This window comes from Echinicola sediminis (assembly GCF_054777495.1).
On the sequence record NZ_BAAHAP010000078.1, the window covers coordinates 1 to 23611 of the forward strand.

General features: G+C 44.9%; 21 protein-coding genes. 3 read left to right on the forward strand and 18 right to left on the reverse strand.

Features of this window, described 5'->3' with window-relative positions:
• The 16 genes from ACYVAA_RS17130 to ACYVAA_RS17205 form a co-directional block, all read right to left on the reverse strand.
• The coding region (locus ACYVAA_RS17130; RefSeq protein ID WP_460544020.1) for a nickel-binding protein at positions 1-1077 on the reverse strand (1077 nt) is incomplete at its 3' end.
• 179 nt (positions 1078-1256) lie between these two features.
• Entirely contained in the window at positions 1257-1790 is a 534-nt protein-coding gene (locus ACYVAA_RS17135) for a GNAT family N-acetyltransferase (protein ID WP_460544022.1), read from the reverse strand.
• A complete protein-coding gene (locus ACYVAA_RS17140; protein WP_460544025.1) occupies positions 1787-3124 on the reverse strand; it encodes a MutS-related protein in 1338 nt (445 codons plus the stop codon). Before ACYVAA_RS17140 ends, ACYVAA_RS17135 begins: the two co-directional genes overlap by 4 nt.
• 108 nt (positions 3125-3232) lie before the next feature.
• Positions 3233-3667 carry a VOC family protein gene (locus tag ACYVAA_RS17145; RefSeq protein WP_460544027.1) on the reverse strand — a complete coding sequence of 145 codons (435 nt, stop codon included), beginning with the start codon at positions 3665-3667 and terminating at the stop codon, positions 3233-3235.
• Between the two features lie 206 nt (positions 3668-3873).
• A complete protein-coding gene (locus tag ACYVAA_RS17150; protein WP_460544029.1) occupies positions 3874-4485 on the reverse strand; it encodes a trimeric intracellular cation channel family protein in 612 nt (203 codons plus the stop codon).
• A gap of 93 nt (positions 4486-4578) precedes the next feature.
• Positions 4579-5199 carry a class I SAM-dependent methyltransferase gene (locus ACYVAA_RS17155; protein WP_460544031.1) on the reverse strand — a complete coding sequence of 207 codons (621 nt, stop codon included), beginning with the start codon at positions 5197-5199 and terminating at the stop codon, positions 4579-4581.
• A gap of 67 nt (positions 5200-5266) precedes the next feature.
• Entirely contained in the window at positions 5267-6295 is a 1029-nt protein-coding gene (locus tag ACYVAA_RS17160; protein WP_460544033.1) for an oxidoreductase, read from the reverse strand.
• Positions 6295-6921 (reverse strand): response regulator, encoded by a 627-nt coding sequence (locus ACYVAA_RS17165; protein WP_460544035.1) that lies wholly within the window; start codon positions 6919-6921, stop codon positions 6295-6297. The genes ACYVAA_RS17160 and ACYVAA_RS17165 overlap by 1 nt, the downstream gene beginning before the upstream one ends.
• Before the next feature lie 217 nt (positions 6922-7138).
• On the reverse strand, positions 7139-7909 hold the full coding sequence (locus ACYVAA_RS17170) for a sensor histidine kinase (protein ID WP_460544037.1): 771 nt from the start codon (positions 7907-7909) through the stop codon (positions 7139-7141).
• A gap of 9 nt (positions 7910-7918) precedes the next feature.
• Positions 7919-8521, reverse strand: a complete 603-nt coding sequence (locus ACYVAA_RS17175) for a hypothetical protein (protein WP_460544039.1) — start codon at positions 8519-8521, stop codon at positions 7919-7921.
• 112 nt (positions 8522-8633) lie between these two features.
• On the reverse strand, positions 8634-9041 hold the full coding sequence (locus tag ACYVAA_RS17180; protein ID WP_460544041.1) for a hypothetical protein: 408 nt from the start codon (positions 9039-9041) through the stop codon (positions 8634-8636).
• Positions 9042-9098: 57 nt separating this feature from the next.
• Entirely contained in the window at positions 9099-9767 is a 669-nt protein-coding gene (locus ACYVAA_RS17185; protein ID WP_460544042.1) for a hypothetical protein, read from the reverse strand.
• Between the two features lie 1097 nt (positions 9768-10864).
• Positions 10865-13837 carry a protein translocase subunit SecD/SecF gene (gene secDF / locus ACYVAA_RS17190; RefSeq protein WP_460544044.1) on the reverse strand — a complete coding sequence of 991 codons (2973 nt, stop codon included), beginning with the start codon at positions 13835-13837 and terminating at the stop codon, positions 10865-10867.
• A gap of 91 nt (positions 13838-13928) precedes the next feature.
• Positions 13929-14300, reverse strand: a complete 372-nt coding sequence (locus tag ACYVAA_RS17195) for a hypothetical protein (RefSeq protein WP_460544046.1) — start codon at positions 14298-14300, stop codon at positions 13929-13931.
• Positions 14301-14518: 218 nt separating this feature from the next.
• Positions 14519-15628, reverse strand: coding sequence for an acyltransferase family protein (locus ACYVAA_RS17200; protein WP_460544048.1), 1110 nt, complete (start codon positions 15626-15628; stop codon positions 14519-14521).
• Between the two features lie 68 nt (positions 15629-15696).
• On the reverse strand, positions 15697-16593 hold the full coding sequence (locus ACYVAA_RS17205; RefSeq protein WP_460544050.1) for a zinc-binding metallopeptidase family protein: 897 nt from the start codon (positions 16591-16593) through the stop codon (positions 15697-15699).
• A 75-nt stretch (positions 16594-16668) separates the two neighbouring features.
• On the opposite strand from ACYVAA_RS17205, the gene ACYVAA_RS17210 reads away from it, so the two are divergent.
• Complete coding sequence (locus ACYVAA_RS17210) at positions 16669-17688, forward strand: NTPase (protein ID WP_460544052.1); 1020 nt, start codon at positions 16669-16671, stop codon at positions 17686-17688.
• A 747-nt stretch (positions 17689-18435) separates the two neighbouring features.
• Here ACYVAA_RS17210 and ACYVAA_RS17215 read toward each other — a convergent pair.
• A complete protein-coding gene (locus ACYVAA_RS17215; RefSeq protein WP_460544054.1) occupies positions 18436-18963 on the reverse strand; it encodes a DinB family protein in 528 nt (175 codons plus the stop codon).
• Between the two features lie 119 nt (positions 18964-19082).
• On the opposite strand from ACYVAA_RS17215, the gene gldD reads away from it, so the two are divergent.
• Positions 19083-19658 carry a gliding motility lipoprotein GldD gene (gene gldD / locus ACYVAA_RS17220; protein WP_460544056.1) on the forward strand — a complete coding sequence of 192 codons (576 nt, stop codon included), beginning with the start codon at positions 19083-19085 and terminating at the stop codon, positions 19656-19658.
• A gap of 57 nt (positions 19659-19715) precedes the next feature.
• Positions 19716-21332 carry a glycoside hydrolase family 10 protein gene (locus ACYVAA_RS17225; protein WP_460544058.1) on the forward strand — a complete coding sequence of 539 codons (1617 nt, stop codon included), beginning with the start codon at positions 19716-19718 and terminating at the stop codon, positions 21330-21332.
• A 280-nt stretch (positions 21333-21612) separates the two neighbouring features.
• Here the strand turns inward: ACYVAA_RS17225 and ACYVAA_RS17230 are convergent, their stop codons facing one another.
• On the reverse strand, positions 21613-23394 hold the full coding sequence (locus ACYVAA_RS17230; RefSeq protein ID WP_460544060.1) for a sodium:solute symporter family protein: 1782 nt from the start codon (positions 23392-23394) through the stop codon (positions 21613-21615).
• Positions 23395-23611 lie beyond the last annotated feature (217 nt).

Below are 23611 nucleotides of genomic sequence, written 5' to 3' on the forward strand. Positions count from 1 at the left end.
GGGGCCATGGTTAAGCAAAGAAGGGTTGATGCCGAATTTGTCCGCAAAGCAACGGGAAAAATAGGAGGGGTTGCTATAGCCTACTGCATTGGCGATCTCGGCGATATTTCCTGTTTTTTGGATCAATAAGCTGCGTGCCTTTTCCAGTCTGATGTCCCGCAAAAAACAAAGGGGTGACCGCCCACTTATCTGGGTGATCTTTCTGTAAAGCTGAGGCCGGCTCATCCCTATAAAGCGGCAAAGGTTGGGGATGCTGAATTGATTGTCCGAAAGATGGTCTTCGGTAATGGTAAAGATGTCAGATATAAACCGTTCGTCGCAGGGATTGGCGTATTTTATAAAAGGCAAATGAAGTTCTAGCAGTTCGCTACAGAGTTTTTTGACGGAATGGGCCACAAGGATGTGGTTGTTGGGGCAGGTATTACTGAGCCGCTGGGCAAGCTTCATGGCAGCATGCATTAGCGGCTTTTCTTTGGAGGAAAATTTTGATGCACTGAGGCCTATTGTACTGATAAGCGCGGGGCTTCGCCCCCTTTTTTTTCCGAGCTGTTTGTGAATGGATAAGGCACAGTTGACTGCATCGGTTCCTTTATTAAAGATAGCCAATATGCTACCGTCTTCCGGCAAGTTGACCGATTGCCCGCGGAAGGCATGAAAATTATCCGCTATTAATTTTCTGGACCAATAAGGAGGGATGTTAGGTTCCTGGATGGTTGAAAGGTCGTTTGGACAACCTATGCAGAGAGAAATTGCCAGTACATAGCGGTATCCAAGATCAATTTGTTGACCAGTAGCTTCAGCAGTTTTTACCGACAAAGGGGACTGGTCCAGCAACGTCCTATACAGTGCCGGTTCGACTTCTGTGATGGTACAGGCAATATTCCCGTAGGCCAGCTTATGAACCAGTTCACAAGTGGCCAGGTCGGGACCTTCCATAAGGCAGAAGACCAGCCCCGTTTTTTCATTGACCCAGAATTGATGGTACTTAACACCATACTTTTCCTGTATGGACGGGTCAGCAAAATGGACTGTCTTTACTTCCTCAATGGTTATAGTGCCCAATTGATGAAAGTCCATAAAAAGTGGCATAAAAGAGGGTATTGGCTTATATAAAAATAACCAAACTTTATTATAAAGGCTACTGGTTAAGTGGTTAAAAGTGAGTTTTTTAAACTGGGTAGGGCAGCGGCAATGGCAGCTTTGAGCTATTTAGGAAGGCTAAAGTCAGTTCCAGGGCAATCCTCCTCTTTCTCCCTTTATGACTCAAAAAATGCTTTAGGATACTCCACCGTTCCGGAAATGGAGTCGAAAGCACCCGGATAGAGTTCTTTGGCTAAGCAGTTTTCATCAGGAACATCGAAGGGCAGCTTTATGCCAAATGTTTTGGAGGAAAAGTAACCAAACCTGGGATAGTAATCAGCGTGGCCGAGCAGTACTACTCCTGAAAAGCCCATGTCCCTGGCAATTTCATGTGCCCGGTGAATGAGTTGGGCTCCGATCCCCTTTCTTTGATAAGCGGGGAGCACGGCTACCGGAGCAAGGGCCAAGGCTTCGTGGTAGTCATGATCACTTTTGATCTGAATTTTGCTGAGCAGGAGATAAGCCACAATTTGCCCGTCCAAATCAGCTACTAGAGATAGTTCGGGAACAAAGGAATCGGATTTTCTCAGTCTTTCCACCAAGAACTGCTCTTGGTGATCGCTGAAGGGTTCTGTTTCAAAAGCCCTCTGAACCACACCGAACACCTCAGCATGGTCCATTGTTGTTTCTTGTCTGATGATCAGGTTCATTTTGTGCCTTCATTGATGGTTTTCAGGATGTCAGGGATATTTTCCTTTGCGAGGATATGCATTCCCAACCGCTCATGCGACACCCCCTGTTTGAGTTGATAGCTGTAAATTAGCTCGTTTCCCTTGAGTTTTGCATCAAAGTACTGGAATTTTATATTCGGCCAATCTCTGAGTTTATCAGCAATCTCCGTTATATGGGTCGAAATGAAAAAGGTGCTTTTTCCGATTTTTGAAAAAGCCTCTATGATATAAAGTGAAGCATCGTGGGCATCTTTTACGTTGGTTCCCCTAAAAAGCTCATCAAAAATGACAAATACGCGGCTCTTTTCCTTGATTTTCATGGCCACATCCTTGATTCTTCTCACCTCTGAGTAGAAATGACTATGGCCAAGCCCCATATCATCAGGAAGATTAATGGTGGTAATAAGTCCATTGTAGACCGATGTGCTCATTGCTTTGGCGGGAACGGGAAATCCCAGATGAGCCAAATAGATGGCCAGTCCCAATGATTTCAGAAAGGTAGACTTTCCTGCCATGTTTGGTCCTGTGAGGAAACAAAAGTTTTGACCTGAAGGAAGGGCGATGTTGTTGGTTGTGGGCGATTTTAAAAAAGGATGAAAAAGGCCTTTGATGGTTATTTCGGGTATTGACGCATCCTTGATTTCCGGCAGACAAAAGCCCCTTTCTTTTGCCGTTTGTGCCACTGCGTTAAAAGCATCGAACACATAAACGGTATTGACAAGTTCTTGGGTTTCCTCTTTGTATTTGTCCCTAAAAACCCAGTCGTATTTGTAATGTTTTATAGGTTGTGGGCTTGACTCAATTTCTTTTATCAAGGCAATTATTTCCTTTTTTTGAAGGTATTTTTCTATCAATGAAAAATAGGCCGTCAGCTGCTCAGGTACCTTGCTTTTTGGGCTTTCTTCGATAAGCTTGGTAAGTTCAGTGAGTAGAAATCCAAGTTTTTCGACTCCCATCATGATCAGGTACAGGTCATTGCGGTTGCTTTGGCGGACAAAGGTTTTTTGGAAATAGGCATCGATGACATTGGGTTTCAGCGTCGTTTTGTTCAGCCTGAAATAATGATCGATAAAGTCCATTTGGCTGGACTGAATGGTCAAGGGCAAGCTAAAGTCCATGAAAAAACGGATAGTATCTCTCCTGTTAAGGATTTCTGAAGCATCATCCAGAGGACTTTCCATTAAACCCTTTAGCTGGAGCTTTCCCCCGAAAGTTTTGGTGCAGTTAAAGAGGGAGAAAATACTTTTAGTATTCGGACGGTTACTAAAAAGTTCGAGGTCTTTTACCGTCTGATTATCAATTTCAAAAGTCATGACGTAGGATTTAGTTATTGTAATTAACGTAAATCCACTACCTAATAGTTACGTTAGACTAAAGCAGGGGCAGCCATTTGCCGGGGCTGCCCCTGAGTCAGTTTTCTGTTATTGGGCATTCTTGTTAAAGCTCACCATCCAATTGATGCCGAATTTGTCCGTCAACATGCCAAAATAATCGCCCCAGAAAGTGTCGGCAATAGGCATGGTCACTTGTCCACCAGCTGAAAGCTCGTTGAAAAATTTGTCCGCCTGCTCTTTGCTGTCCGCCGTGATGGAGACAGAAATATTATTCCCGACAATGGTCTGGGCTCCCCAGTCTCCTCCACTGTCACTGCCCATAAGGGAAGTGTTTGGTCCTATAGGGAGCGAAACGTGCATGATTTTGTTTTTCGCTTCCTCGGACAAGGTTACCCCTTCTTGTGGAGGCATTTCGGAAAACCTACCCAGATAGGTGAATTCTCCACCAAAAACAGACTTGTAAAAATTAAAAGCTTCTTCGCAATTGCCAAGAAAGGTAAGGTAAGGATTGATAACAGTCATGATACATTGAAATAGGTTAAAGATAATTTCTAAAGTACATCAATTTAAAGCATGTAAAAATCAAAGCCAATCAAACCCGCTTATATTTGGTCAATGAGTTATTAAGTTACTTGGGTTATTGGGCTCCCCTTCCCTAGGCTTTTGGGAAGTTATGAAGCCGGTCCTGAGACCACTTTTTTACCCGGGAGAGCACTGAGCTGCCCCTTTTATTTTATCCATCCCAACTGTGGAAGGCTGAGTTTGTATCGTACGGCCAATAAGCGGACCGAAATGATCAGAAACATGGAAACCAGCAGGTTGATGTTTCTGCTGACCTCCAACTGCTGTAGGACAAGGTAAAGTATTGCCCCTGAAAGGCAGGCAGTGGCATAGATTTCCCGACGCAACAGTACCGGAGTGACATTGGCCAACGTGTCACGGATCACCCCGCCCATAATGGCGGAAAACATCCCCATGATGGCGGCAATTTCCGGTGCTACCCCCAGGCTTAGCGCCTTCTCCACCCCTAGAACAGTAAACAAGCCGATTCCCAAGGAGTCAAACAGCAGCAAGGTCCGCCTCAGTTTGGCCATGATCTTAAAAAAGAAAATGGCCGTCAATACCCCCGCAAAAATGGCATAGAGGTAACTGATGTCCTCAATCCATCCAAGGGGGTAACTGCCCAACAGTACATCCCGGAGACTCCCACCGCCAATGGCCGTAATAAAGCCGGTAAAACCTGCTCCAAATACATCGTGTTCCTGGTCCTGAACGGCCAAAGCCCCGGATATGGCGAAGAAATAAGTCCCCACCAGTTCCATGATAAACTGTAGATCCATAACTGAAAATAGCTATTTTCTTTGTGGCGCTAAAGATAGAAAAAATGTTAGGATCTCAAGACCGAATGCGGAAAACAAGTAGGGCCTGCTTTTTTACTTTGTTTTTTGCAGGAGGAAAACTCCCATGGCCCTCTTTCCATGAACCAATACCGACTTTGGGTCTTCCAAATACCGCAGGTGATGACGGTTCATGATTTCCTCCAGTAAGGACGGGGTCAATAAAAAACGATTGGAACCATCAGGCAGGGCAAAAACACCGTCATGGATTTCTGTTGAATCCGGCATTATCCCCCCAAATCCGGTGGTCATGCGTAAAAAAAGAAACCCATTGGGTTCCAAGATGCGCATCATTTCATCAAACATCTGATGAAAGTGGGCCGTATTTTTGGCGAAATGTAAAACTGCTGAACTGATAATGGCCTGAAAAGCCCCCTTATGAAATGGCATATCCTCTACAGGAGCCAATTGAAACCGCAATAAATCATAACCCGGCTGTAGGCTCCTGGCATAGGCTCTGGCCATTTGTATAGCCGTAGGGTTTTGGTCGACGCCAAACACCTGATAACCCGACTGTAGGAAATAGACCACGTTCCTGGCCTCACCACATCCGGCATCCATTATTCTCATGTCCTTGGTAAACCTGCCTTTCAATACCTGGTCAAGCAGGTAGATATCGATATTGCCCAGTAATTTGTTTAATGAGGAGATTTCCATCGGTCCAATTTCTTCCAGCAGCTGTTAGCAAAAGTCTTAAGGAGCCTGTTTGATCTTAAACAGGCCATCAAAGATAAGTCCTTTTACCTTCCTTATGGCTTTTCTGGGCCGCTTCAATGATTTTTAAGGTGGCGATAGCTTCTTCCGGTTTTACCTTGAGGGCTTCTTCTCCGTTGATCGCCTTGGCAATGTTCTCATAATAGGCAGGATAGTCTCCTTTGAGTGTAGGGTAAGGAAAGGTCTCATGTTCCAGAAAAACCTCGCCCCAAGCTGCTTCCGGCTCTTCTCCCCAGCCTTCCCCTCCAGGAATGATTCCCGCTTTAAGTTCACCTTCCTGTACATCCAGGCCATATTTGCTGTAACTTCCTTTTTCTCCAAGGATCAGGAATTTGGGGAGCTTGGCATTCATCAGGATACTGGCCGTCAAGCGCACCTTGATATCATCGTACATCAGGGTGAGGTCAAAAAAATCATCGGCTTCCACTCCGCTACGTTGTGTCAGGATTTCCGCATATACCCATTTTGGCCAGCCAAAGAGCAACAGCGCCTGATCAATCAAATGAGGTCCCAAGTCATAGAGTATCCCACTGCCCGGTACATTTTTTTCACGCCAGTTTTCGTTTGGAGCTGACCTAAAACGGTCAAAATGGGATTCAAAATGGACAATCCTTCCCAAGGTTTTTTCATGCAGGAGTTTTTGGATGGTCAAAAAGTCCCCATCCCATCTTCTGTTCTGGAAGGAGGAAAGAAGAAGGCCTTTGCTTTTGGCCAGTTCCAGGAGTACCTCGGCCTCTGTGGAAGAAATGGTAATGGGCTTGTCTACCACTACATGTTTTCCCGCTTCCAAGGCTTCTTTTGCCTGCGGGAAGTGCCATTCATTGGGCGTACAGATGATGACCAGCTCCACATCAGTGGCGAGCATATCTGTTAGGCTTTGGTATACGCTTACCTTGGGATAATACTCCTTCGATTTTTGCTGATGACGCTCCACTACGGCCACCAAGTCCAAGTGGGGCTGCTGTTCGATAAGTGGGGCATGCATGATTTCGGCCACTCTGCCAAAGCCCACCAGTCCGGTCTTTATAGTTCTGCTCATTATAGTTTCATTTCAATTGCTTTCCGCATCAGTTCGACAGCCGTGTTGACGCCTAACTTGTTATGGATGTTTCTTCTGTGGGTTTCTACGGTGTAGATACTTAGAAAAAGTTTGCTGGCTATATCCTGGTTATTGTGCCCGTCCTTGATCATGGTGAGTATTTGGAGCTCCCTTCTGGACAATTTGAACTTTTGCTTATAGGCATCAAAGTACTGGTCTTCGTCTACCTGCTTGAGCACCCGTTGGAAATGCATGACATGCTGGCCTTCCATGACTTCACGGATGGTGTAGATGAGTTCATCAGGATCGGCATCTTTCAGGACGTAGCCATCAACTCCCTGCTTTTTGCACTCCAAGAAAATTTCCTCTTCATCGTACATGGAAAGCACGATTACTTTGGTTTTGATTTTTTCCTTGTTGATTTGTTTAATTGCTGCCAGACCGTCCATGCCCGGCATATTCATGTCCGTCAATACCACATCAACCTCCTGCTTTTTCAGAAAATCCAGCAGTTCCCGCCCGTTGGTAAATAGGCCGATCACTTGCATATCTGCCTCCTTGTCAAGAAGGTTGGCTATCCCCTTGGCAAACATTTTATGGTCATCGGCAAGGACTAAACGGATCATAAAGGAAATCGTCAGTGATAAAAAAGCATGAATCAATGCTAAAATAAGCAGTTTTGGTAGAATAAAACATGCTTGACCTTAAAAATTAGTGATTTTGATATCGCCATGGAATTAGGGCCAAGTCACTAAAAATGTTTTAATCACTTCTCGGGAAAGTACAGTGACCGGACGTTATTTCGGGTTTGATCTCCGTCTGCCACCCCTGCCAAGCAATCCTTTAAGGCTTGGGCGATGCTATGGGGAGGTTAAATTGGATTTCGGTGCCCAAACTGATGATGGAACTGATTGTAAATGTCCCGCCTATGGTTTCGATGCGCGATTGCAGGTTGTGGAGCCCCATGCCTTGGGAGGTGTCCGTCGTATCAAAACCCTTTCCATCGTCTTTGATCAGCATTTTTAGGTTTTCTCCCGAAAGATGGATGACCATGGAAATGGTATTGGGCTCGGCATGTTTGATGATATTGTTCAGGCATTCCTGTGTCAGCCTGATAAGGACGAGTTTTGCGTCCTGCTGAAGTTCAACCGTCTCTATATTGGATTCGAACTGAACCTTACAGAAACCTGATTTTTCGATTTTTTCAAGTTCCCCCTTCACAAAATCCAACAGCTGCACTTCCTTTACCCAGTCCAAGTTCAATCTTTTGGAAAGAGATCGGACTTCCTTGATGGCCTGGTTGATCAGCCTTTTTCCTTCAGAGAAGTTTTCAGGAGAGGGCTGGTTGAGGGTGAGTTTGGTAAGGGAGAGCACCTGGCCAAGGTTGTCGTGGAGTTCCTGGCCGATAAAGGAAAGCGTCTGTTCCTGAATTTCCTTTTCTACATGGAGAATGGTGCGTTCGTATTCGGTCTTCAGCATTTCCATTTTTTGTCGGTTGCGCAACTGCTGTTGGCGATGGAGCAATACCATCACGACAATAAAGCCACACATCAGGACCATGAGCAAGACCCCGGAGATGATCAGAAAAATAAATTGGGATTGGTCAGAAAACATAGCAAGAGCTTATGTGGTAAAATATTTCCCTGTGAAGACTTTGGGTGCATAAAAAGCCAGGCCCATGACCATATAAGCAATGGACGCCAAGAGGCGGTTTATGCTGTGCAGTGGTTTTGTGAATTCTAGGCTAATCGGAAGTATCAATGCCCATGAGGCAAAAATCAAGAGGGTGCTGGCATAATAGAAAAAAAGCATGGTAATGATCCAAAAATGGGGCGAAGACAGTAAGATGACTTCCTCATAGGCAGGATGCTTAAAAACATTATAGTAGAAAAAGATGCTTAAAATAATGATCAGAAAACTGCCGCAGATCAGGGAATAGTTTTGGAAAATTGTCGCAATAGGCTGAATAAAGAGGGAGTTTATAATACCCACTCCCAGCAATATTCCTATGGCAGCCTTGCTCCACGTTTTCATTTTGTGGGATCTAAAAACCATCCGGAAATAGATCAGGTACAGGAAAGTCATGAGATAAATGCCAACAACATTATAAAGAATGGAATTATTTCCGACTTTTTTTGCCATGATATAACATAGGATTTCATTGATGAAGGTGCCGCTTAGAACAATAAAGATCAAAAGATGGGCTTTTCTATCTTTGCTGTCCATCTTTAATTTGAAAGCAGATAGGCTGAAAAGAACCCCTAGAAATACAGAAGATAAATAAAAGTCAAATCCCATTACAAAATACGATAGTGGTCAGGTACAGATCAAATAATCTTTATGAACAATGGGGTGGGCAAACTGTTCCGAAATTATAGATCACCCCTTCATCCTCGTCTTCATCTTCATCCTCATCAGAAACCTCCAAAGATTCGGTTTCTATGATGGAACCGTTTTCATCTTTATTGGCAGGGACCATGGCCAGCATCAGTCTTCCTACATAATCTTCACCCAGGGTGCTTTCAAAGCTTTCGTCGTATTCCCCGAAATAAAATTTTATCCCGCCTGTTTTTGGGTCGGCTTTGCTCAGGACTTCTTCGATTTCTTCCCTGTCAAACCAGATCCACTTGGTTTGATCCTTTATTTCATGTTGTTTTCTGCCTCTACCGGGTTTCCCTTCCCGGATTTCCTTGCTGTATTTTTGTTGGATGGCTGCAAATTGTTTTTTTGTTAGCTTCTTAGCCATGATCTTATTGGATTGGTGGTGATCTGGAAAGATACTAATTTGCCGTCTAATATGGTATCATTCAAGCTTCTTTTCCATAAACAGAAAGGGGGTGTAAAATGAAAAGCCGAAGGACAGGTACATCAAGCCGGCCACCAGTCTGTTGAATTGGGCCCACAGGCGAACAATTTCATAATTTAGGCCGGGCACAAACTGGAATATGCCGAAAAGCACCAGTACTTCCACATAGAAAAATACCATTCCGACGGCTATCCAAAAGTGGGGGATGGCCAAAATGTTTTCCTCGGGATAGAGGCTGAGTTGCAGCACCCGATAAAAAAACCTGCACGCTAAAAAAATGATCAACAGTCCAAAGGGCAGCAAGCTGAAAAACTGAAGCTCCTTGTCAATGGGCTGTAGCCAGATCGAGTTGAATATTCCCCATGCGGCAATTCCTCCCAATGCAAGATTGATGTTGGACCGGGCCGCTTTGGTGGGCTCCAGGAGTTTCAAGTAGAAAACCAGCAGAAAAGATTGCAGATACACCCCACAGATATTGTACAGCAGGGTGTTATTAATACGCCTGCTGGCCGTATATTCTCCGGCAGCTTCCAAAAGAAATACAAACACCAAGGTGAACAACAAAACTTTGTGCGCTTTCTTATATGCCCGCGGGGCGTACAAATAATAGATGCTGCTCCCCACCAAGCTTCCGAAAATGACTCCCAAATAGGTTAGTTGACTCATATGCCATCGTTTTTGCTAAGGTTTTGGTCAAAGGCCAAAAAGGGGCTTTATCCCATAGTGGCAAGTTAAGGGGAAAGGCAACACGGGGAAATACCGTGATCGGGGTAATTTATGGTCTTGGTTGTTAGGGGATTGGTTAATTGTTTATTGAGCTTGGTCTGGGTTTAAAAAAATCTCCCCGTACAGTGAGGTCATAGCCCTTACTTAATCATTAATACGATTATCCGGAATTATACCAGTAAATTTATATGGTTCTATATGGATTGCTATGGGTAGACAAATTTAAGTTATTAAGAAGATCTAAATGACTTGATGTTCAAAGAGGCCCTTGCTTTAGCGGTAAAGATTTTTCACAATTAACAGGAAAATCAGCTAAAGTGGACAACTTAGACACTTTTAGCCCTGGGTTGGCACCCAGGGTTATTAATGTTTTGCCCTTCCAGGGCTATAACCATTATTAAAAAAACAATCACAGGAGCACCCTGAAGGGGTGCCATATGGTTAACCCCGGGCAAGACGACAAAGGAGGCGCAGCCCAGGGCCTTGCCAGCAGTCGCTCTAAGCATTAGCCGCCAAAACTATTCATAATGTCAACCATTTTCCGTCCCGATTTCCATCGGGACCTTTTGCAGCCTTGAAAAGCCTTGCCAATAATCTACCTCCAATCAATTAAACAGAGGAGACCTGTAATTGAAAGTTTTAGCAAGTTTAGCCATACTAAATCATATAGAGCTATTTATTTCTCACAGATTCCACAGAATTAAAAAAACTTTTCTGTGAAAGATGGTTTGCTAACTTAGAGCTACTGATGTCTTTGCAGATATACATAATCAATAATAATTGCCCGCAGATGGCGAAGATAAGCGCAGAAAATAGATTCTTGAAATTTCATTATCGAAAATCTGCGAAATCCAAGTCTGAGGGCTATGGCCTTTGTCTGCAGACAGGCTATAACCGATCCTATTGCATAAGCCGGGATTTTGAGTGACAATGAAAGAGTGCCAGCCATGGCAGGCTAAGTGTTTCGGGTTTGCTCAGGGCAAAAAAAAAGCACCCCATCCGAAGAAAGGGTGCTTTAGCAGTTTGTATGTTATGGATTAAGCGATCTTTTTCGCTTCTTCTTTTTCCTGTTCGATTTCTTTTTTCATCAGGTCTACTACAATCGGAGTTGCAATGTAGATGGATGAATAAGTACCGATCAAGACACCGATAAACAAGGCAAAGGAGAAGCCTCTCAATACTTCACCGCCGAAGATCAACAATACGATCACCACAATCAAGGTGGTAGCGGAAGTGATAAGGGTTCTGGCCATGGTCTGGTTGATGGCGTCGTTGAACATTCTCACCAGTTTTGAGGTACCGCGGTTGGTAAGGTTTTCCCTGATACGGTCAAACACGATCACCGTATCGTTGATGGAGTAACCGATTACGGTCAGTACCGCTGCGATAAACACCTGGTCAATTTCGAAAGTAGCACCAAAGGCACTGGCAATCGCAAAAGCGGCTACCACGAACAGGGTATCATGAACCAATGCAATGATGGAGGCCAAAGAATACTGCCACTTGCGGAATCTCAACAAGATGTACAGGAAGATGGCAACTAAAGCAAAGAACATGGCTTCCATGGAAGAGTTCTTGATGTCGTCGGCCACTGTGGCACCTACCTTGGAAGATCCTGTGATGGCAAATGAGCTATCGTCCAGTTGAGTAGCGTCGTCGATATAAGACAAGCCGGTAACTTGGGCGATACCCTCTTTGACTTTTGTCTCTACTTCACTGTTCGCTTCATCAGAGTCTTCATTGATCAGGTAAGAAGTCGTTACTTTGATGATGTTAGTGGCGCCATAAGTTTTAGCTTCTATCGAACCGTCAAACTCCTTGTCCAAGCCCACTTTAAGTTCAGATGGTACAATCGGCTGATTGAATTCCACAATGTAAGAACGTCCACCGGTAAAGTCTACGCCGAATTTCAAGCCATTGATGGCGGCGAAAGCCAAACCAATAACAATGATCGCTGAAGAAATCAAATAGGCTACCTTACGCTTACCCAAGAAATCGATGTTCAGGTTGCTGAACAGGTTTCTGGAGAATGGTGTCGCAAAAGAGATTTTGCTTTGGTCACCTTTCTTGCTCAGCCAATAAACAATCACTCTGGTGATAAATACCGCAGAGAAGAAAGAAGAAGCAATACCGATCATCAATACGATGGCAAAGCCTTTTACCGGACCTTGGCCCAAGGCGTAAAGAATGGCACCGGTCAAGAATGTCGTAACGTTGGAGTCAAGGATGGCGCTGAAGGCCTTGCTATAACCGCTGTTGATGGCCTGGATAAGCCCAGCTCCATTGGCAAGTTCTTCTTTGATCCGCTCGAAAATCAATACGTTGGCATCGATGGACATACCGATGGTCAATACGATACCGGCAATACCCGGCAAGGTCAAAGCTGCTCCCAGCTGGGCCAGAATACCCAAAATGAAGAAGATGTTGAACACCAGTGCAGCAGTGGCCACAAAACCACCTTTGGCATAATATGCAATCATGAACAGCACCACGATTCCCAGACCGGCAATGATGGAGTTGATACCTTGAGCCTGTGCTTCTTTACCCAAGGTTGGGCCGATGATGGCTTCCTCTACGATTTTGGTAGGAGCAGGGAGGGTACCTGACTTCAGGATATTGGCCAAGTCCTTCGCTTCTTCGATGGTGAAGTTTCCGGTGATCTCAGATTGTCCGCTAGGGATTTCACCGATGATGTTCGGGGCAGTGTAGACATAGTTGTCCAATACGACTGCTATTCTTCTGCCAATGTTTTCGGCAGTCATTTTTCTCCATTTTCTGGCACCTTCAGCATTCATACTCATGCTGACAGCAGGATTGGAGCTTTGATCCAATACCTGTCTGGCATCGGTGATCACATCGCCTTCTAATGGAGCCTGTTCGGTTCCTCTTGGGGTTTCGATGCCGTGCAGTTCAAGCAGTTCCATTCCGTCGGCCTCACGTGGTTTCACTGACCACATAAAGGTAAGGTCTCTAGGAATAAGGGATTTGATGTCTTCTCTCTTGAAGATCCTGTTGATCGCTACCGTATCCTTTACTTCATATACCAGGCCGTAATTGGCTTTTAGCAGGGAGAAAAGCGGGGAAACTTCTGCAGAAAGGGAATCGGTTTCTCCTCCTTCTTCAGCAAGTTGACGCTCCAGGTCGGTAAGGGTGGTGTCTCCTTTAGTAGCTGTACCATCTCTTTCAGCTGTTTCTGGGCTGGTGATGGACTTTTGGGTTTTTGCCTCTGCTACCAGGGCAGAGTTGATGCGCTGAAGTACATCGCCGTATTCGTTGATCTCGGCGACTTTCCAGAACTGCAGCTTGGCCACGCCCTGAAGCAGGTTCCTCACCCTTTCCTGGTTGTCGACACCTGGCAGTTCGATCTGGATTCTACCGGTTCCCTGGATCCGCTGGATATTGGGCTGGGAAGTACCAAAACGGTCAATACGGGTTCTAAGGATGTTAAAAGAACGTTCGATGGCGTTCTCGATTTCCCGATCGATGATTTCCAGGATCTCGTTGTCAGAAGATTCCAATGAGATCCTGCCTCTATTGGCAGCAGTGGCATAGATGCTGTTCAGCTGCTTACCACCTGATTTTTCCTTCCAAGAGCTGTAAAACAGGTCAACGAATTTGTCATTGGAGGTTTTGGAAAGTGCCTCAGCTTCGGATACAGCCGCATTAAATGCTTCGTTTTGGCTGTTGCCCGCCAAGCCCTTTACGATCTCCACCGGGGATACGGCCAAGGTAACGTGCATCCCGCCCTGAAGGTCAAGGCCAAGACCAAGTTCGGTTTCTTTTACTTCTTTGAAAGTATAATCCGCTCCTAAGAAACTGTAGACTGGTTCTCTCCATACGGAGTCAAGATAAGCTTGTTTCTTTGCGAAGTCTAAGTTGCCTTCCGCATCTGTAGCGTAGGCAATCGCGTCCTCCTGGACGTTGCTTGATACGTAGGTAAATGACAGATAATACAGGCATAATGCTGTAACAATCACTGTCAAGAACACAATGATCCCTTTGTTTTGCATGATTTACTAAAATATAATTGAGTTACTTGATTACGATATTGATGCCCATAATCGGCTTATGGGGATGTGCTGGGGAAAACAAAAAAGTGAATTAAGGTGCGTTAGGTGCAATGATCCGTTCGAGAAGAACTTCCAGAAAATGGCTCGGATACCTGGACATGGTAGCCTGGGGCCTGGTAAACTGCTCTTCAAAACCTACAATCTCATAGATCAATTGCATGGTGTTTTGAGCAACTACGCTGGCAAAAGGTACTACGATGGCTTCGGTAGCCACATCCAAAAAGGTCTGGTGTTCTTGCTCCTCTCCATCGGCATCTCCCTGGATAAGCTCTTTTTTGTCAATGGAGCTTGTTTGGGGACTCACAAAAAAATGGGAATTGGCAATTACAAAGCAGCAAAAGACAACCAAAAGGATGTTGATCCTTTCTCTTATCAGTTGATATTTCCTGCTTTTATTGTCCATAGGAAGCAAATGTAGGTATTTTTTAAAACAAAAGCATTTTTTTCAAAAAAAATCACTTTTCACACAATAAAGCAAAAGAACGTTCATTGCAGCGGTGTGTTCGGTCCTTTTTACTAGGTGTTCATCCATTTCACCCCGCCTGTTTGGGGCAAGACTGCTTGTTTAACTGCTTAACATAACTACATTACAGTAGACCTTGGGTAAAATGGCGGGAAACATCACACTTTGATGATGATATTCTTTTTCCAAAGGTAATAGGCGGGCAGGAAAAGGAGGATCACCATCAGGAAGGCTCCGGCCAATGAGGCATTTTTAGGTAAAAGCCATTCGTTGAAAAGCACTTCTTGTAAGAAGAGTTTTAAGCTGACCGATTCCCCATTGAGGTCGACCTTGATATAGCCAAATAGTTTCGCGATTATCCCGGACAAGAAGAAGACCGTGATGGCGTTCATCCCGTATATTACGAAAGGAATGGACCACTTTGTCCAATGCTTGATATCCAGTATCCAATAGCATAGCGCCAAGCCCAGAAATGCCCAGCCTGCAGTATATAGCACAAATGAACTTGTCCACAAGGCTTTGTTCATCGGGAATATCAAGGACCAAAGCAGTCCCACGGCCAATAGCCCAACTCCCCAAATGAACCAGGCCTTTAACCTTTCTAAATGGTTTTGTGTTTGGGTAAGTACTTTTCCACAAAAGATACCCAGCAAACAGGTCACGATGGCGGGTAGCGTAGAAAACAAGCCCTCAGGATCCCATGTCTTGGTTTGGGACCACATATGGCCCATCAGGAATTGTCGGTCTATCCATGCGGCCAGGTTTGTTCCCGGTTCCAAATTGGCCGGGCCAATTCCCGGAACAGGTATCAGGGTCATCGAGGCCCAGTAGCCCACAAGCAGCGCCGCACCTGTGGCAAGTATCGTTTTAGGGGAAAAGTAAAGGTAGATTATCGTAGAGATGAAATATACAATGCCTATCCGTTGAAGTACCCCCGGAAAACGCAGGTTGGCCAGTTCAAAATAAGGGAAAGCGGTCAGGAGCAGTCCGAGACCGATGAGCTTCAGTGACCTGATCAGGGATTTTTTCAAGACAGTGCTTTGTGGTATCCCCTTTTTCAATTGGCCTCCCACAGATAGTTCTATAGCCACTCCCACAATAAAGAGAAAGAAGGGGAAAATCATGTCCGTAGGGGTGCAGCCGTGCCATTTGGCATGCAATAGGGGTGAATAGGCTGAAGACCATGATCCTGGATTGTTTACCAAAATCATGGCAAATATGGTTATACCCCTAAAGACATCTAGGGAGAGAATGCGTTTGCTGGCCATAAAAAAAGCGATTAGGTTATTTTTAATCGCTCATAAATTAGTTAAACTATATTTCGTTAACAAAAAAATTAATCAATGTTTTCGTCTAGCTCAATGGTACACTGTAGCACAAGATTAACCGAATGATAATAGAACTGCTGATTGATCTTATCAAATGTGTCCGTTGATTTATGATAATCTTCATGGTCTTCTACCCCAAAGTATACATAAGGGATATTTTTGGCATGGAAGGCGGCATGGTCAGAGGCATGGGTCCAGTCGTCATGTCCTGTTCCGGGGATATCATGGCCAAACTTGAGGCTTACTTTTTGGTCCGCTGCGGCCATTTCCAGGATAGGTTTTAGTTGCGGGTAATGCTGTGTGCCGGAGGCGTAAAGTTCGTTTTTGTCGCTCCGGCTGATCATGTCCATATTGATATTGAGCAGCACCTGTTCCAGTGGGAAAGGAAAGTCCCTGACGAGGGCCTTAGCTCCCTGTAGGCCCATCTCTTCTGCATCCAAGGCCGCAAAGATGATGGAATGCTTTGGGGCATTCTTTGAAAAGTATTCAGCCAAAGCCAGGAGTGCTGCCGTTCCGGAGGCATTATCATCTGCTCCATTGTATATTTTTCCCTCCCTGGTGCCTATATGGTCATAATGTGCCGTGATGACGATGATCTTGTTGGAAGCTTTTCCCGGGATAAATCCTATTATATTGGCCGCGTTTTCTATTTCCTTTTCTGCTTTGAAGTGAAAATACTGCGTGAAATCATCGTATTGGCTGGTCAGTCCCAACTCTTCGAAGCGGTCTCGGATATATTGCCTGGCTTGTAGGTTGCCCTCAGTAAGCGGGGCCCTTCCCGCCAGCTCATCAGAAGCCAGGTACTTGAGGTCATTGATGAGCTTTTTCCGCTCAATGGCCTGTGCATTAAGTAATGGGGGTAAGAGGATGAAAAGCAATAAAACGAGGATTTTGGTCGTTTTCATGGGATTCTAGGTTGATAAGAGCAAAGTAATTCGGTGAAAATACTAATTTAGTCTTTTGGAATGATCAAATCTCAAATGAAATATATTTCCTGTTGGTTTTTCAGTTTTATGTTGACTGCTCAAACTTTTGGCCAAAACCAATTACCTGAAAATTTTTTAGATGGCAAGACAGTCGTCCTGGTTTCCTGCTCACCATCAGCCCGGCCTATTCTGGCTTGGGAGCAGGTGGCCAAACAGCTCCATCCAGCTTTGGTAGCGGCAGGTGGAGATCCTGTAGCTTATTATGAACTGGAGCAAGTGGTGCTTTCCGAGGAGATTCAGGCAGCTTACGCGCAGCACTTTCAACAGCGGATGATACGGAATATAGCGGCCCTAAGCCGTAAGAGTGACGGTGAATTTGTCCTCAATATCATGGAATTCAGCGGTAATAGGAACATGATCCATGCTGGAGACCATTGGTCCGTGAGGGCCGGTAGCCTGACAGAGCTGGAGGATTTACTGAAGAGCGCGGGGGAACAAGTGAAGACCAAAAATCTGCTGGTGTTGGATGTCCCTGCTTTCCTTCCGCCCTTGGTAGGTGGAGGATCCCTCAACGGTGATACTGGCGTTAGGTCCCTTACGGGACGTTTTCTGGCAAAGAATCCACTTAACCTGGACGTGTTTAAGCTAGGGATTCCCCTTTCAGGTGCATCGGGAGAAGAGGCTTTGCTGACGCGTTTCCGCTATGACCTTATTGGAAAATCTGTTGATCAGATCACGGCAGCGCAGAAGGCAGAAAGAGCCAGCCTCGAAAGTATCTTTAGCCAATATTATCCTTATGAGACCGTTTTTCTGACCGAGATCAGATCTGATGAGGCCTTGATCAAGGACAAGGTGCAGTTTGTATTGATGCGGGTCGAAGGAAGAGAGGGGGATCTCATGGAAAGTATGGGGCTGGACCCAGGAAGCCTTGATGAGCCCGACAGGATAGTGGTGAAATACTATATCAAGTTTTTGGTAAGGAACGAATTGTATCTTGGCCCTACCTGGGACGCCAGTCCGGATGGTAAAGAAGCTTTGACCAATTTTTTAAAGAATCTTCAGGTTGCTGAATAAAAGTAGGTGTTTACTCGATGATTTAACCCGAATTCCAAGACTTGGAAAAAGTAGCGTACAATAGCTAAGGTATGAACCCGAGTTCGATTTAAAAACAATGAAATAGGATCGCTGCGTTATTGCGAGAAGTCAACATTTTCTCAAACATAAAGGAGTTGGATGACAGATATCAGTCCGCCCTCTTTCCCCCCTAACCCCCTTAAGGGGGAACTCCTCCCCACCTTGAACACCCTGTCAATGGTAACCCTTTTGTGTTTGGGTAAGTGTGGGAGGAAAGGGTGTGGCAATCTTCTTATTGTGAGATTCCCACGGCTTCCTTCTCGCAATCCTACACCAAGCCCTGTTTGGCTCCAGACAAGCTCGGAATGACGTCTTTGAAACTTGAACTGAGATTATGACATAAGTTAGATGGAAAAATGCAATAGAAAATCTACTATGGCCTGAAACTGCTTTAAAATCAGTCGCTTCGCTACTGTTTTTGCCTCTGCCTGGCGGCTAGACAGGTTCACCATCCGCCGCGGCCTTTAGGTTTGTAGGGTAAAGTATGAATAAAAATATGTAGCTGATCCGAGACCTCTGCGGAAATACATTGTGAATTTTGAAGCGGATGGCATGATTACGTTCAATCATTTTTACTTCACCCCCAGAATTGAAGCCATGCTAACAGCCATTAATAAATATAAATATCCATAAAAAAGTCCTGCCTCGGCTGAGGCAGGACTGAACATATTAGGGAATCTTTGCTAATTACCAAGCCCTGAACTGGGGTGGGGTGATATCATTCATCCTTAGGTAGACCACCAGGTTACCCCTGTGGTGGATGCCGTGGGAGTCAATCAAGCCTTCCACTTGTCTTCGGGTGATTTTATTGCCGCCAAACACCTCTACCTCTTCTGCCAATTCATCTTCCGATAGGGATGAAAAGGTTTCGGCCACAAAATCAAAAGAGGTGGCAATGGCATCCTTTAACTCCGCTTTGCTCATATTGTGATTTTCAAAATCTACTCCCGGATCTCCTTCTTTAAGGAATCCGTTTGCCATCATTACATTCCCTCCCGCTATATGCAGGAGCAGTTCTTTGAAACTTCGTACGTCATCGGTGGGCTTGTAATCCAGTTTGTCCTCTGGCATGGCTTCCAAAATCTCTATGGTGTAAGCCTTCATGTTTTCCCATTTGGAAATAAATTCATTCTGGGAGGTTTGGGCCTGTGCAGCATACATAGACATAGTACTCAGCAGGAAAACCAAGCTGAATAATTTGAAAATATTTTTCATGATACATTGGGTTTGGTTGACAACCTAATTTCGTGAAGTTTGGCGACAAAAAGTAACTAATAAGACAAAATATTATCCATAGAATCCGAGAATCTGATCTATTTTCTATCTTTGGGATTATGAAAATTGGATCTGTCTGTTGGATTGTATTGTTGCTGTTGCTGGGGTGTGAAAAGACTTACTTGCCGAGGCCAAAAGGGTATAACCGTATAGACCTGCCCTCAAGGGAGTTTGTTCCTTTGAAAGGGGACTACCCGTATCAATTTGACCGTTCGGTAAATAGTTTGGTGGAGGCGGATTCATTTAATTTGGAAGAGAGGTATTGGATAAATCTGAATTATCAGGCTTTGGGGGCAAAGGTGCATCTCACTTATAAGCCCATAATGGGAGAGGAGCAAAACTTAAAGAGTTATTTGGACGATGCCTTTAACCTCACAGCCAAGCATCAGGTGAAAGCCTACAGCATTGAAGAGGGAGTAACAAGAACCCCAAAGGGATACGTGGGAGTGGTGGCAGAATTAAGCGGGGAAGTCCCTACCCAGTTTCAGTTTTTCGTGACCGATTCCACCCAGCACTTTCTTAGAGGAGCGTTGTACTTTAATACCGCCGTAAAAAATGATTCCTTGGCTCCCGTGATCGCTTATATCAAAGAAGACATGATGCATTTGATCAACACACTGGAGTTTAAAAACTGAGGTCTGGTTTTTGCGAGGTGTTTAATTCAGAAACCGTAATTATATATTTATTTCCCCATGATTCGACGTATTAGGCCATTTGTAGCGCTTGTTCTACTGGGCGCCTGTGTGGCTAGCAAGAAAAGTCCAACTCCCCAGCCTGTGCCCCCGGCACCGCCCGCGCCACAAGAGCATGAGGTGTCCAAACCCGTGACGGATGAAAAGGTCCCTGATGCGGTGGAGGAGCATGCATCGGAGAATTTCCCGGAGTTTGTAGCTCCTCAGCGGGAGATGCGCGGTGTCTGGATAGCCACAGTGGCAAATATAGACTGGCCAAGTTCGGGTACTGACAGCTTTGAAAAGCAAAAGCAGGATTTTCTTCAGATTTTGGATTTTTACAAGCAGCATAATTTCAATGCGGTTTTTGTGCAGGTCCGGGCTGCAGGGGATGCATTTTATTCCTCCCGCTTGGCCCCCTGGTCAAGGTATTTGACGGGAAAAGAAGGGAAGGCACCAGATACCAAAGTAGATCCATTGGTCTGGATGATCCAGGCCGTTCATGAGCGGGGGATGGAGTTTCATGCCTGGCTGAACCCCTATAGGGCCACGTTTAACCTGGATAGGGAAACGCTTAGTCCCGAGCACGATTATTTTCGCCATCCCGGATGGATGGTGAAATATGGCACCAAGTACTATTATAACCCGGGCTTGCCGGAGGTAAGAAAGCACATGCTGGATATTGTCGGTGAGGTGGTCAGAAATTACGAGGTAGACGGTATCCATTTTGATGACTATTTCTATCCATATAAAATAGCAAATGTCCATTTTGATGATCAGGCTGCTTTTAATAAGTATGGAAATGGTATGGCCTTGGACGACTGGAGAAGGAAGAACGTGGATCTTTTGATACAAAGCGTGGGCAACCTGGTGCATACCGAAAAGCCTTGGGTGCAGTTTGGCGTAAGCCCGTTTGGGGTCTGGAGAAATGCCTCTGTGGATCCTCAAGGCTCTGATACCCGAGCAGGTCAAACCAATTATGATGATCTTTATGCTGATCCGCTTTCTTGGGTGAACAATGGCTGGGTGGATTATTTGGTTCCACAGATTTACTGGAGCATGGACTTCCCCCAGGCAGCCCATAAAAAATTGGTACAATGGTGGGGGGAAAAGGCAAAAGGCACTAAGATTTACATAGGAAATGGGCCTTATAAGATAAGAAATGATGCGGATCAGGCCTGGAAAGACAGCTATGAAATTCCTAATCAGGTGGCCTTGGCACGACAGAATGAAGCGATCAAAGGCAATGTGTATTTTAGAGCGCGTTCTTTGATGGGGGGAAACAGAGATGTGGCCGGTTTACTTATGCAAAACCTGTATAATAAGCCTGTTCTAGCGCCGGGCAAAGCCCTCACCGGGGTGATTCAAAACCTGCAGCCGGTCATCGATGGGAAACATATGTCCACAAAAGGACTTCAGCTCAGCATTGGGAATGCCTATTTGGCGAAGTCGGTCGTACTTTATGGGTACAGTAGACAGGGAAAATGGGAGATGATCGAAGAGCAATATACCGCCACCTCCATAGATGGGGAAACGTTTATGTTTGACCATTTTCTTCTGCATCAATATGATTACCTGGCTTTGGGCTTTTTGGGCAATTATGGGGAGTCCTCCGAGGTGAAAATATGGAGGCCATAGGCTAGTAAAGACTGTTGCTTCAATTCAAGAGTGCTTTTAAAGTCCTCTGTTGACTGTTCACGTTCGACAGTAGATCATGATTTGTAAACCTTCCAGGCTTTGTACGCCTAATGTTATAGTGTCTGGAAGCTGTATCCTAAACCTGCAAGTATAGATGACAGTCCACATCGACAGTCCACGGTCGACCCTGGTGGACTGTCGACCGTTTCATAACCAATAAAAAAAGGCCATTCCAAATATTCTTGGAATGGCCTTTTTTTGTTGGTGGTTGCTTTTCGCGTTAGAAAAGTTTGATTTTGCTCCATCCTTTAAAGAGGATAATGAAGCCGGCTGCACTGATTACTGTGGCGATGGTTGCTGACAGGGTATTGTCATAGATCCAAAAACCGATCGCAAACAAAGCTGAATAGATGGCAATAGAGCCGGTAACCATAAGGCCGATTTCAAAAGGCAACTGCCCTTGCTCGGCTTCCACTTCCGGATACCTGTTTAACAATTTCCTCCAGCCGTAAGCAGCTGGCTTAACTTTTTGATAGAAGGATAGCAGTACCGTGTCTTTCTCTGGTTTGGTCAATAGCGTAACGGAAAGCCAGGTGACGGTGGTAATTCCCACACCGTAAAGAAGCTTCAGGTACTCCATGCCTTCAGGGATATCAATAAATCCATATTTTGGATTAATGGTCTCGAAGAAAATAGCAACGATAAAGGAAATGATCATGGCCGAGATTTCAGTATAAGCATTGATTCTCCACCAGAACCAACGTAGGATAAATATCAGGCCGGTTCCTGCACCGATTTGCAATAAGATATTAAATGCTTCCAAAGCATTGGAAAGTGCCAGGGCCAAAAGCGCGGCCAAGCCCATTAATACAACCGTAGAGATACGGCCTACGGCTACCAGTTCCTTGTCACTCGCTTCCGGTTTTACGAACCTTAGGTAAAAGTCATTTACCACATAAGAAGATCCCCAGTTCAGGTGGGTGGACAAGGTAGACATCACCGCTGCGATCAAGGAGGCCAATACGATACCGATCAGTCCGGTCGGCAAGAAGGTCAACATGGCAGAATAGGCCAGATCATTGCCCAATTTATCTGCAGGCATATGAGGGAAGGCTTCTTGCATATCGCTGATTTGTGGGAAGATGATCAGGGAAGACAAGGCAATGATGATCCACGGCCAAGGTCTAAGGGCATAGTGTGCCACATTAAAGAACAAAGTAGCGCCGATGGCATTTTTTTCGTCTTTTGCAGACAGCATCCTTTGGGCGATATAACCCCCACCACCTGGCTCAGCACCAGGGTACCAAGTAGCCCACCACTGAATGGCTATTGGCATGATCAATAGTGGGATCACTAAGTTCATGTCGTTAAAGTCAGGGAACAAAGACAGTTTGTCTGACACATTGGGATGCGAAAGTAAATTGTCCAATGAACCAATTTCCGGTAAATCCAAAATGTAGAAGGCTGCACCAATGGCACCGGCCATCGCGATAAAGAACTGGAAGAAGTCTGTCAGCAGTACCCCTTTCAGTCCTCCAAGGGAGCTATAAATTACGGTTACAATAGAGGCGATCAGTAAGGTCTCCACCGGGGTAAGGCCCAGCATTACCCCGCCGATCTTTATGGCTGCTAAAGATACGGTCGCCATAATGACAATATTAAAGAACACCCCCAGGTACAAGGCCCTGAACCCTCTCAAAAAGGCTGCGGCTTTGCCACTGTAACGCAATTCATAAAATTCCAAGTCGGTAGTAATCTCGGATCTTCTCCAAAGTTTAGCGTAAACGAAAACGGTCAGCATACCTGTTAGCAGGAAAGCCCACCAAACCCAGTTACCTGAAACACCGTTTACACGGACAATGTCAGTGACCAAGTTGGGAGTATCTGCAGAAAATGTGGTGGCCACCATGGACACACCCAATAACCACCAAGGCATGTTTCGCCCGGACAGAAAGAAATCCTTTGCGCTTTTACCGGCTGATTTCGATGTAAATAAACCTATCAATAAGGAGATGATGAAAAAGGCCGCAATAATGCCCCAGTCAATTGGAGAAATGTTCATAATTTCCTATTCTATTTTATGTGCTTGTAATATTCCTTTTTTTAACAAAATTTCGAGCGGCTGCCCTGGCTTTAATTTGTTTTATAAAATTTTATAATTAATAAATCTTACTTAACAAATAAATTTCACTAATGTATTCATTTATTCATGAAATACAAAAAATGAATTTATGTTACCTTTATTTTAATTTTCCCAAAGAAAATAAATATTGACGAAA